Annotated in this window: 10 protein-coding genes; 9 read left to right on the top strand and 1 reads right to left on the bottom strand. The window is 70.2% G+C overall.

Features of this window, described 5'->3' with window-relative positions:
- Nucleotide 1 precedes the first annotated feature (1 nt).
- From E0W80_RS13790 to msrA, 9 genes are all read left to right on the top strand, one after another.
- Entirely contained in the window at nucleotides 2-2053 is a 2052-nt protein-coding gene (locus E0W80_RS13790; RefSeq protein WP_131493282.1) for a dipeptide/oligopeptide/nickel ABC transporter permease/ATP-binding protein, read from the top strand.
- Complete coding sequence (locus E0W80_RS13795; protein ID WP_131493284.1) at nucleotides 2050-2850, top strand: ABC transporter ATP-binding protein; 801 nt, start codon at nucleotides 2050-2052, stop codon at nucleotides 2848-2850. Before E0W80_RS13790 ends, E0W80_RS13795 begins: the two co-directional genes overlap by 4 nt.
- Nucleotides 2851-2866: 16 nt before the next feature.
- Nucleotides 2867-3814, top strand: coding sequence for a dihydrodipicolinate synthase family protein (locus E0W80_RS13800; RefSeq protein ID WP_131493286.1), 948 nt, complete (start codon nucleotides 2867-2869; stop codon nucleotides 3812-3814).
- Nucleotides 3814-4749, top strand: a complete 936-nt coding sequence (locus E0W80_RS13805; RefSeq protein ID WP_205802357.1) for an ROK family protein — start codon at nucleotides 3814-3816, stop codon at nucleotides 4747-4749. The genes E0W80_RS13800 and E0W80_RS13805 overlap by 1 nt, the downstream gene beginning before the upstream one ends.
- Nucleotides 4746-5432: a putative N-acetylmannosamine-6-phosphate 2-epimerase gene (locus E0W80_RS13810; RefSeq protein ID WP_131493288.1), complete on the top strand. Its 687-nt coding sequence runs from the start codon at nucleotides 4746-4748 to the stop codon at nucleotides 5430-5432. Before E0W80_RS13805 ends, E0W80_RS13810 begins: the two co-directional genes overlap by 4 nt.
- A complete protein-coding gene (locus tag E0W80_RS13815; protein ID WP_131493290.1) occupies nucleotides 5429-6349 on the top strand; it encodes a DUF4862 family protein in 921 nt (306 codons plus the stop codon). The genes E0W80_RS13810 and E0W80_RS13815 overlap by 4 nt, the downstream gene beginning before the upstream one ends.
- A gap of 121 nt (nucleotides 6350-6470) precedes the next feature.
- A complete protein-coding gene (locus E0W80_RS13820) occupies nucleotides 6471-9416 on the top strand; it encodes an exo-alpha-sialidase (RefSeq protein WP_131493292.1) in 2946 nt (981 codons plus the stop codon).
- A gap of 138 nt (nucleotides 9417-9554) precedes the next feature.
- The gene (msrB, locus tag E0W80_RS13825; RefSeq protein ID WP_047522879.1) at nucleotides 9555-10031 is read left to right on the top strand and encodes a peptide-methionine (R)-S-oxide reductase MsrB; all 477 of its coding nucleotides are present in this window, start codon (nucleotides 9555-9557) and stop codon (nucleotides 10029-10031) included.
- The gene (gene msrA / locus E0W80_RS13830) at nucleotides 10028-10573 is read left to right on the top strand and encodes a peptide-methionine (S)-S-oxide reductase MsrA (protein WP_047522878.1); all 546 of its coding nucleotides are present in this window, start codon (nucleotides 10028-10030) and stop codon (nucleotides 10571-10573) included. The genes msrB and msrA overlap by 4 nt, the downstream gene beginning before the upstream one ends.
- 142 nt (nucleotides 10574-10715) lie before the next feature.
- Here the strand turns inward: msrA and E0W80_RS13835 are convergent, their stop codons facing one another.
- A complete protein-coding gene (locus E0W80_RS13835; protein ID WP_205802360.1) occupies nucleotides 10716-11516 on the bottom strand; it encodes an alpha/beta hydrolase in 801 nt (266 codons plus the stop codon).
- Nucleotides 11517-11527 lie beyond the last annotated feature (11 nt).

The following is an 11527-nucleotide window of genomic DNA, read 5'->3' on the forward strand; positions in this document are numbered from 1 at the left end:
CATGCGACGCAAACTCACGGAACGGCTCTCCGTCCCCGGCCTCCGCTGGGGCCGACTGTCCCTCGGGTCGATCATCTGCATCGCGGTGCTGGCGATCATCGGTCTGGCCGCGATCTTCGCGCCGCTCATCTCCCCGTTCGATCCGCTGGCGTCCGGCACCCCCGTACAGCCGCCGAGCGCGGAGCACTGGTTCGGCACCGATCGCCAGGGCCGCGACATCTTCTCCCGCCTGGTGTACGGAGCCCGCTACTCGCTCGTGATCGGCATCGGCGCGACCCTGGTCGCCCTGCTCGCCGCCTGTGTGCTCGGGACCATCGCCGCCACGGCGCCGAAGTGGATCTCCGAGACGCTCATGCGGGTCATGGACGTCATCATGTCGTTCCCCGGCATCGCGCTCGCCGCGGTCTTCGTGGCGGTGTTCGGCAAATCGCTTCCGGTGCTCGTGCTCACGATCGCGTTCCTCTACGTGCCCCAACTCACTCGCATCGTCCGTGCGAACATCCTCGACCAGTACGGAGAGGACTACGTCTCGGCCGTGCGAGTCATGGGTTCGGGGACCCCGCGCATCATCGTCCGTCACGTGGCGCGCAACGCGATGGCCCCGGTGCTGGTCTTCGCCACCGTGCTCGTCGCCGACGCGATCGTGTTCGAGGCCTCGCTGTCGTTCCTGCAGGCCGGGGTACCGGATCCCGAGCCGTCGTGGGGCAACGTGATCGCCGCCGGACGCAACCTGCTGATGAGCGGCGCATGGTGGGCGACCTTCTTCCCCGGCATCCTCATCATGCTCACGGTCCTGTGCCTCAACATCCTCTCCGAGGGGATGACCGATGCGATGGTCTCGCCGCGAGCGCGCAAGATCACGACCGACGCCGCCAACACCGAGGAGTCGACCCACGAGCTCGAGGTCGCTGCCGTGCCGGACGACACCCACGTGATCCCCACCGTCGACACGGCGGTGAACCTCTCGGTGCCGAGCGGGGTGCCCGACGCCCTGGTGCCGCGCGCCGAGGCCGTGCCCCTCGCCGAGCGACTGACCGAGCTGCGTCTGCGCGAGTTCTCGCGCACCGACCGACTCGTCTACACGGGCGATGACAGGCCGTTGCTCGACGTGCAGGACCTGTGCATCTCGTTCCCCCGGCACGGCGACGTCGACGTGGTCGATCACGTCAGCTTCACGGTGCGTCCCGGCGAGACCATGTCGCTGGTGGGGGAGTCCGGCTGCGGCAAGTCGATCACCTCACTGGCGATCATGGGCCTGCTCGACCCGAAGGCCGACATCCGCGGGCGCATCCTGTTCGACGGGGAAGACCTGTTGCAGATGGCCCCGAAGGAGCGCAACGCCCTGCGCGGACACGACATCGCGATGGTGTACCAGGACGCACTGAGCTCGCTCAACCCGGCGATGCTCATCCGCTCGCAGATGAAGCAGCTCACCTCGCGCGGCGGCACCCGCACCGCGGCGGAACTGCTGGAGCTGGTGGGACTCGACCCCGACCGCACGCTCGCCTCGTACCCCCACGAGCTCTCGGGAGGTCAGCGTCAGCGCGTGCTCATCGCGATGGCCCTGACCCGTGACCCGCGACTGGTCATCGCGGACGAACCGACCACCGCCCTCGACGTCACGGTGCAGGCGCAGGTGGTCGAACTGCTCATGCGTCTGCAGAAGGAGCTCGGCTTCGCGCTCCTGTTCGTCTCGCACGACCTCGCGCTGGTCGCCGAACTCACCCACCGCATCACCGTGATGTACGCGGGGCAGGTCGTCGAACAGGGCACGACCAGGGAAGTGCTGACCCAGCCCGTGCACGAGTACACGCAGGGTCTCCTCGGGGCCGTGCTCTCGATCGAGGCCGGGTCCGACCGGCTGCACCAGGTCTCCGGGGTCGTGCCGTCACCGCGCGACTTCCCGGCAGGAGACCGCTTCGCACCGCGCTCCAGCGATCCCCTGCGGTACGCGGGGGTCACCCCGGTGCGGCGACACATCGAAGGCACCGAGCACTACTACTCCGCGCATCCGGACGATGCGCCCGTTCAGGCGATCGGAGCAGGGCGATGAACGAATCCGTGATCGAGCTCAAGGACGTGCATGTCCGTTACAAGACCCGGGCCTCCTCGCTCTTCCGGCCCGAGTACGTGGATGCGCTCGCGGGCGTCTCGCTCACCGTCAAGCGCGGGCAGACGCTCGGCATCGTCGGCGAGTCCGGTTCGGGCAAGTCGACCTCGGCCAAGGTGCTGATCGGTCTGGAGAAGCCCACCAGCGGACAGGTCGTGTTCGGCGGGGAGCCGGTGCGATCCTTCACGCCCGCCGTGCGCAAGCGGCTCGGACGCATCCTCTCCGTCGTGTTCCAGGATCCGGCGACCGCCCTGAATGCACGGATGACGGTGCGCGACGCGCTCCTGGATCCTCTGCAGGTGCACCGGCTCGGCAGCCCGTCGACCAGGAACCGGAAGGTCCGTGACCTGATCGGTCTCGTGGGGCTCCCGGCATCCGCCCTGGACGCCTTGCCCAGCCAGCTCTCCGGTGGTCAGCGGCAGCGCGTCGCGATCGCGAGAGCACTCGTGCTGGACCCGCAGGTGATCGTCGCCGACGAACCCACCTCGGCGCTCGACGTGTCGGTGCGCGCGCAGATCCTCAATCTGCTCACCGATCTGAAGGAGCAGCTCGGCCTCGGCATGGTCTTCATCTCCCACGACATCCAGACCGTCCGCTATCTCTCCGACGAGATCGCCGTCATGAACAAGGGGCGGGTCGTCGAGTTCGGCGATGCGGCCCGCGTGTTCGAGGCCCCCTCCGACGACTACACCAGAACGCTGCTGGGCGCTGCGCCCTCGCTGCTCGAACCCCACCACTGAAACGACCGGAACACACATGTCTGCCACCTCCTCCGCCCCTGTCTTCGCGGGCGTCGTCCCGCCCGTCGCCACCCCGCTGCTCGACGACGGGTCGATCGATCACACCTCCCTCGCCCGCCTCGTCGACCGCCTCGTCTCCGAGGGGGTGTCCGGGCTCTTCGCCCTCGGCTCCACCGGTGAGACCGCGTACTTCACCGACGACCAGCGCGTCGAGCTGCTCCGCACGATCGTGTCCGCCGACGCCGGCCGGGTTCCGGTGATCGCCGGCGCGATCGAGCTCACCGCGCCCCGCATCATCGAGACCGCTCGACGGCTGATCGATGCCGGTGCGCAGGCGATCGTCACGACGGCCCCGCTGTACACCCTGAACTCGGCCACCGAGGTGGCCGACCATTTCCGGACCATCGCCGCCGCCATCGATGCCCCGCTGTGGGCCTACGACGTGCCGGTGCGCGTGCACTCCAAGCTCGGCATCGACCTGCTCGTGCAGCTCGGCACCGAAGGGGTCATCCACGGGGTGAAGGACTCTTCGGGTGACGACGTGTCGTTCCGGCGCCTGATCGCGGCGAACGACGCCGCAGGTCGACCGCTGCAGCTGCTCACCGGCCACGAGGTCGTCGTCGACGCCATGGCCCTGGCCGGCGCCGACGGTGTGGTCCCCGGACTCGCGAACGTGGAGGCTGTGGGATACGTCCGACTGTGGGAGGCCGCGAAGACGGGCGACTGGGTGACGGCTCGGGCCGAGCAGGAGCGCATCAACCGGCTGTTCGACATCGTTTTCCAGCCGAAGGGGCTGTCGGGCGACGCGACCGGTGTCGGTGCGTTCAAGGCGGCGATGCACGCCCGCGGCATCATCGACCACGCCACGATGGCGAACACCGTGCAGGCGCTCGACGCCGACGCGGTGTCCCGGATCCGCGCCATCCTCGACGAGCTGCACCTGCTCCCCGTCGCCGTCGGCTGATGGAGGAGGTCGTCCTCGCCGTCGACATCGGCGGTACCAAGACGGCCGCAGCGCTCGCCGACCGCCACGACCGGTTGTTGCGGACCGAGGTGGCAGCGACCCCCGCAGCCGAAGGACCGTCAGCCGTCGTGGCGACCGTCGTCGCGCTCGCCCGGCGGCTGCTCGCGGGGTCCGGGCTGCGTCTGTCCGGGGTCGGCATCGGCACGGCGGGCGTCGTCGACGCCGGGAGCGGCACGATCGTCTCCGCCACCGACACCTTCACCGACTGGCCGGGCACACCACTCGCCGCACTCGTCCGCGCAGGGCTCCACGACCAGCTGATGCCGGACGCGCCCGTGGAAGTGCAGAACGACGTCGACGCGCACGCCCTGGGCGAGTATCGGCACGGCGCCGCAGCCGGGGCGCCGAGCGCGCTCGTCATCGCGGTCGGCACCGGGGTCGGCGCAGGGCTCCTCGTGCGTGACAGGCAGATCCGCGGAGCCCATCACGTCGCGGGCGAGATCGCGCACCTTCCCGTGCCGGGCGCCGTGCACCTGCGCTGCCCGTGCGGACGCCACGGTCACCTCGAGGCGATCGGCTCCGGCATCGGGATGCACCGGCACTTCCTCTCGCTCGGGGGCGACCCCGGCATCCCCGATGCGCGCGGCATCGCCATCGCGGTCACGGCGGGGGACCCCATCGCCCGACGCGCCCTGGACGAGTCGGCCGCCGCCGTGGGGCGTGCTCTCGCAGGCGCGGCGACGCTGCTCGACCCCGAGCGCATCGTGGTCACCGGGGGTGTCCCGAACATCGGCGAGGAGTGGTGGCGCCCGATGCGCGCCGCGTTCCACGCCGAGGCGATCGATGCGCTGCAGCGCACGCCCATCCTGCCGGGAACGCTCGGCGACGACGCGCCGCTGCGGGGAGCCGCGGCATCCGCCTGGAGGAACCCATGAGATTCACCGACACCCTCGAAAGACTGCGGGGCGGACTGATCGTCTCGTGCCAGGCCTACCCCGGCGAGGCCATGCGGGACCCCCGGACGATGGCGCAGGTCGCCGCGGCCGCCGTGGTCGGTGGGGCTGCCGGCATCCGCGTGCAGGGGATCGAGGACATCCGCGCGACCGCGCACCTCCCGGTCCCCGTCGTGGGGCTGTGGAAGGACGGCGACGCCGAGGTGTTCATCACTCCGACCCTCGCGCACGCGAAGGCCGTCGCCGACGCCGGTGCCGACATCGTCGCGCTCGACGGGACGCGCCGACGCCGCCCGGACGGACTGACCCTCGCGGAGACGATCACCGGCCTCCGTGCGCACACCGATGCGCTGATCATGGCCGATTGCGGCTCCCTCGACGATGCGATCGCCGCCGAGGCCGCGGGCGCCGACCTCCTCGGCACCACCCTCTCGGGCTACACGGACGAGCGCCCGAAGAGCACGGGGCCGGACGTGGAGCTCATCGAGCTGGCCGCCGCCCGGTGCAGCCGTCCGATCGTCGCCGAGGGGCGTATCCACACTCCGGTGCAGGCCGCGGCCGCGATCAGCGCCGGGGCGTTCGCCGTGTGCGTCGGCACCGCGATCACCCATCCCTCGACGATCACGGCATGGTTCGCTGAGGCGGTCGGGGGAGCCCGCTCATGACCGCGCCGGTCCTCGTCAGCGCGTACCCCGCCTCTCCCGCGCACGCACGATGGGATCCGGCGCTCGAAGCCGAGCTGCTGCCCGCACTGTGCGCGCTGCCCGGGGTCGGCGGGCTCGAGGTGCCGTGGATGGGAGGCCTCCATCCGCACGACGACGCCTGGTTCCTCGCGAACGTGCCGGCGGTCGCGCTCGCCGTGACCCCGATCCCGTTCGTCATGAGGCGACTCGGGGACGATCCTCGGTACGGCCTCGCGTCGGTCGACGAGGACGGACGGGCGGCGGCGATCGCCGACCTGCAGCGTGTCGCCGCCGACGTCGCACGCCTCAACGACGAGAGTGCCGCTTCCGTCGCGGTGGTCACGGTGCACACCGCTCCACGAGCGGCTGGAGCCGGGGAGTCCCTCGTGAGGTCTCTCCACGAGATCGCCGCGTTCGAGTGGTCGGGTGCCCGTCTGGTGGTCGAGCACTGCGACGCGTTCGTGCCCGGCCAGGTTCCGGAGAAGGGGTTCCTGACGCTCGACGAGGAGATCACCGCGATCCGTGCGGCTGAGGTGCCGATCGGACTGTGGCTCAACTGGGGGCGTTCCGCGATCGAGGTGCGCCATGCCGATGCCGTGACCACGCAGATCGCGACGGCTGCGGCCTCCGGGCTCCTCACGGGGCTGGCGTTCTCGGGTGCGGCGCCGGTTCAGGGACCGTATGGGGCGGCGTGGGTCGATGCGCACCTGCCGATCGCTTCGACCCACCCCGAATCCGGTTCCCTCCTCGATGAGGCGCAGGTGGTCGAGGCGCTCACCGCCGCGGGTCACGTCGATTGGCTGGGGCTCAAGGTGGCCAGACGCCCCGAGGACGTCACCGCTGTGGATGCTCTGCGCACGGTCGCCCGGAACCTCGCGGTCGTGCGCGCCGCGGGCTGAGCGCCGGGCACTCCCGCATCCTCGCGAGATCGAGCTCTTGTCCGGCGGGAGGACCCTCGCTAGAGTGACTTGAAATCAGACATCAGACGTCTGATTTCCGCACGAACAGAAAGGTCTGTCCATGCACGTTCCTCCCACGCCCGCCCCCCGGAGTCGCCGTCGGCACTGGCTGCGATGCGGCACGATCGGGGCGCTGGTGCTCGCGCTGAGCCTCCCGGCCACGGCGGCCACGGCTGCGCCCGCACCCGGCTACCTGACCGACCCGAACTCCGCGCCCGGCGACTACCTCGAACTGAACCTCGGTGCCGACCGCACCGCGGCGAACTACTTCTACCGCATCCCCGCGCTCGCCCACCTCGGTGACGGTGTCGTCATCGCGGCATGGGACGCGCGGCCGGGGAGCGCGGCTGACGCCCCGAACCCGAACTCGATCATCCAGCGCCGCTCGACCGACAACGGTCGCACCTGGGGTCCGCTGCAGATCATCGCCGCGGGGAAGACGGGGAGCGACCGGTACGGCTACTCCGACCCGAGCTACGTCGTCGACCGGGAGAGCGGTCGCGTCTTCGCGTTCTTCGTGCACTCCAAGGATCAGGGATTCCAGGGGAGCGCGTACGGAGACGACGATGCGAACCGGCAGATCATGGGCGCTGCGGTGATCCACTCCGACGACGGCGGAGCGACGTGGAGCGCGCCACGACTGATCACGGACGTCGTGAAGACCTCGAACGGCACGATGAGCGGCGGCGTCTACAGCCCGGTCGCCGGAGACGTGAAGGGAATGTTCGCCACCTCGGGTGAGGGGATCCAGCTGCGCTACGGCGAGCACGCCGGGCGTCTCATCCAGCAGTACGCCGGCACGGTGCGGCAGACCGATGGATCGACCGCGATCCAGGCGTACTCGGTGTACTCCGACGACGGCGGCGAGACCTGGGAGCGCGGCGAGTACATCGGCACCGGAATGGACGAGAACAAGGTCGTCGAGCTGTCCGACGGGCGTGTCATGCTCAACTCACGGGACAGTTCCAACGGGCGTCTGCGCAAAGTCGCGATCTCTACCGACGGGGGCCACAGCTACGGTCCGGTCATCCGCGACGCCGAGCTGCCCGACCCCACGAACAACGCCTCGATCACCCGTCTGCACCCGGAGGCCGCCGAAGGCACCGTCGATGCGAAGAAGCTGATCTTCACCAACGCCAACAACGGCGCCAACGGCAACCGCGTGAACGGAGCGGTGCGGCTCTCCTGCGACGACGGCGAGACCTGGCCCGGGCTGCGCACGCTCGAGACGGGGACCTTCGCCTACTCGAGCGCGACGGCGATCGACGAAGGCAGGGTGGGCGTGTTGTGGGAGGCGGGGTACACCGACACGATGCAGTTCTCGTCGTTCGACGAGGAGTGGATGAATGCGGTGTGCGCGCCGCTCTCGGTGCCGGCGATAGCACTCACCGCAGGCGTGGCCACCGCGGTCCCCGTCACGGTCACGAACCAGGAGGCGACGGCGCTCAGTGGGTCCGTCACCCTCCACACGCCGGCCGGATGGACGGCGACCACCGCGCAGATCGCGGATCTCGCACCCGGCGCGACCACCACCGTCGAGCTGCAGGTCACCGCACCGCAAGGGGCCGCCGGCGCTCAGCGCCTGCAGGCCGCTTTCACCGCCGCGGACGGACGCCTGAGCCAGACGACCGCGACGTTCACGCTGCCGCAGACGTCGGTGCTCGGAGCGACCCTCACGATGACGAACACGTCGGCGGCGCGGAACGTCGTCACGGACCCGTACACCGCGGGGGAGCAGCTGAGCTTCCAGGTGCGGGTCGTGAGCACAGCGGGCATGACGACGGTCGTGACTCCGGCGGCGAACACCTTCACGACGGGCTTCGCCCCCACCGCCTGCCGGTGGCTGAGCCTGCCGGCCTACGACGCATACAACTGCAACACACCGCGGCGTACGCTCACTCAGGCCGATATCGACCGTGGCTGGTACACACCCGAGTTCGCCTTCACGGTGGCGCCGGTCGACGGCTCCGCCCCCGCGGTGACCGTGACCCACACGGGGGCTCCGGTGGTGCTCCGGGACGGGGTCCTGACCGCCACGATCACGGGGGCGCGGGCCGACGCCGGGCGCGACCTCGGGTCGAACCCCTACACGGTCGGCGAGCAGGTTCCCTACGCGTTCCGGGTCGACAACGGCAGCCCGATGACCGTGACCGTCGTTCCTGCGACCGGCGACTTCTCGCCGTTCCTCCCACCCGCGGCCGGGAACTGCCGCTACCGGAACCTGTCGCTCGGCGCGGGCTATGACTGCGGCACGGCACGTCACACCGTCACCCAGACCGACATCGACCGCGGCTTCTTCGTCGCCGACACGACCTGGACCGTCGAGGCGGCAGGGCAGACGACGACGCAGCTGACGGTGGCGGGGGGAGAAGTCGATGTGATCGCGCGCACCCCCGCGGTCTCCGGCCAGACCGCAGGCGAGTGGGCGGACGAGAACGGGAACGGGGTGGCGGACGCGTTCGACACCGTGACCTGGACCCGCACCGTCGAGAACACCGGCAACGTCGCGCTCGAAGCCGTGACGGCCGCCGGAGCCGACGTGGGTGCGCTCGCGCCCGGTGAAGCGGTGACCCTCGATCCGGTCGTGGTCCGACTCACGACCGACGACGTGGCGCAGGGCTCGCTCGCGGCGGAGCCCTTCGAGGCGACGGCGGCGAACGGGGCCCGCACCGTGTCGACCTCGTCCGACGCCGGGACGCTGACTCTGCCCACCGCGGCGGCGTGGAGTGCGAAGAGCGTCTACACCGAGGGGGAGCTCGTTTCGCTCGACGGCCGCCTGTGGCAGGCGTCGTGGTGGACCCGCGACCAGCGCCCCGGCGATCCCGTCGGTCCCTGGCAGGAGCTCGCGTCGGACGAAGAGGGCGCGACGGTGTGGACGCCCTCCCGTGTCTTCACCGCCGGCGACGACGTGGTGCACGACGGCACGCGCTTCGAGGCGAAGTGGTGGACGCGCAACCAGCAGCCGCACGCGGCGGCGACCGGGGGTCCCTGGCAGAAGGTCGGCTGAGTCGGCATCGGACGGCATCGCTCCGACGAGCGGCCCGAAACTCACAGCCCGTTCCCAGGGCTGCGGGACCAAAACGGGCCGCTCGTCGGTTCTCCTCTATGACGCCGCAGCCAGCGACGTCGGACAAGGAGTCAGATCATGTCGAACGACTACGGCAAGACCCCCGAGGCCGTCAGCGGCCTCAGCCCCCTGCAATACGAGGTGACCCAGCAGGACGCGACCGAGCCTCCGTTCCGCAACGCGTACTGGAACAACCACGACGACGGCATCTACGTCGACGTCGTCTCGGGCGAGCCTCTGTTCTCGTCCACCGACAAGTTCGACAGCGGCACCGGATGGCCGAGCTTCACCAAGCCGATCGATGCGGATGCGGTGACCACGCGGACCGACCGCTCGCTGTGGATGACGCGCACCGAGGCACGTTCGGCGGGCGCCGACAGCCACCTCGGGCACGTGTTCGACGACGGTCCCCGCGCCGAGGGCGGCCTGCGCTACTGCATGAACTCGGCGGCCTTGCGCTTCATCCCGGCTGACAGGCTGGAAGAGGAGGGGTACGGTCGCTACAGTCCCCTCTTCGCACACCCCACCACCGATTCTTCTGAGGAGCAGTCATGACCGACACCGGAACCATCACCCGCACGCCCGGGACCGAGACGGCCGTCCTCGCCGGCGGCTGCTTCTGGGGCATGGAAGACCTGATCCGCCGCCAGCCGGGAGTCCTCGACACCCGGGTCGGCTACACCGGCGGCTCGAACGACCATGCCACGTACCGCAACCACCCCGGTCACGCGGAGGCCGTGGAGATCGTGTTCGATCCGGCGAAGACGACGTACCGCGACATCCTCGCGTTCTTCTTCCAGATCCATGATCCGTCGACGCTGAACCGTCAGGGCAACGACATCGGGTCGAGCTACCGTTCCGCGATCTTCCCGCTCACCCCTGAGCAGGAGACGGTCGCACGCGACACGATCGCCGACGTCGACGCCTCGGGCCTGTGGCCGGCGAAGGCCGTCACCACGATCGAGCCCGCCGGTCCGTTCTGGCAGGCTGAGGAGGAGCACCAGGACTACCTGGTCAAGTACCCGAACGGATACACCTGCCACTTCCCGCGTGCGGGTTGGGTGCTGCCGAAGCGTGACGAGGCCGCCGCGGTCTGACGCGGACCTCCCCCGGGAGCTGCCCGGTCGCCCACCGCGCCGAGACCCCCGCACCGCGCCGAGACCCCCTCCTGCTGACGTCAGCAGGAGGGGGGCTCGGCGGCGGAGGGGGGGTTTCGGCGCTATGCCTCGCTATGCCTCGCTATGCCTCGGCGAGGAAAGCGACCGCCGCTTCCTTGAAGTCGCGCGAGCCGGGCGCGTTGAAGTGGTTCCGGTTCGGGATCTCGAAGAAACGCCCGTCGGGGGCCGCGGCGGCCAGAGCCCGGGACCCCTCGATGATCGCGTCCTTGGAGCCGGTGGCGAAGAGGATCGGCCGGGTCGGAGCATCCGAAGGATCGGGGTCGATCATGCCCGAGGCCCGCATGCCCTCCGCGAGCGCGACCAGCGCCTGCAGGTCGTTGCCGGGAACCCTCTCGGTGAGCGTGATGTAGTTCTGCGTGGTCCGATCCTCGACGGGGGTGCCGTCCGCGATGTAGGCCCGCACTTGCTCGAGGTCGAGCCGGGCGAGGGGGATGCCGTCGGGCACGCCACCCAGCACGGCCCGTCCGATGCGGTGCGGAAGCTCACGGACGACCTCCCATCCCACGCGGGCTCCGAGCGAGTATCCGACGTAGAAGGCGTCGTCAACCAGGTACGTGTCCATCACGGTCTCGACGTCCGTGACGAGGGTGCGGATGCGGTACCCGTCGGGGTCATGCGGCTTCTCGCTGAGGCCGTGCCCGCGTTGGTCGAGTGCCAGTACGCGGTATCCGGCGCCCGTGAGCGCGCGCACCCACCCGGTGAGCACCCAGTTGTCGCGCGCGCTCGAGGCGAAGCCGTGCACGATCACCACGACGGGGGCATCGAGCTCCCCCCAGGTGTAGGTGGCCAGCCGTGTGCCGTCGAGGGCGTACACGTGCTGGGGGTCGGGCATGGAGGTCAGGTCGGAGAGCGGGACGGTCACGCCATCCATTC

Origin of the sequence: Microbacterium sp. PI-1 (assembly GCF_004337555.1) — a bacterium.
Taxonomy (GTDB): Bacteria; Actinomycetota; Actinomycetes; order Actinomycetales; family Microbacteriaceae; genus Microbacterium; species Microbacterium aurugineum.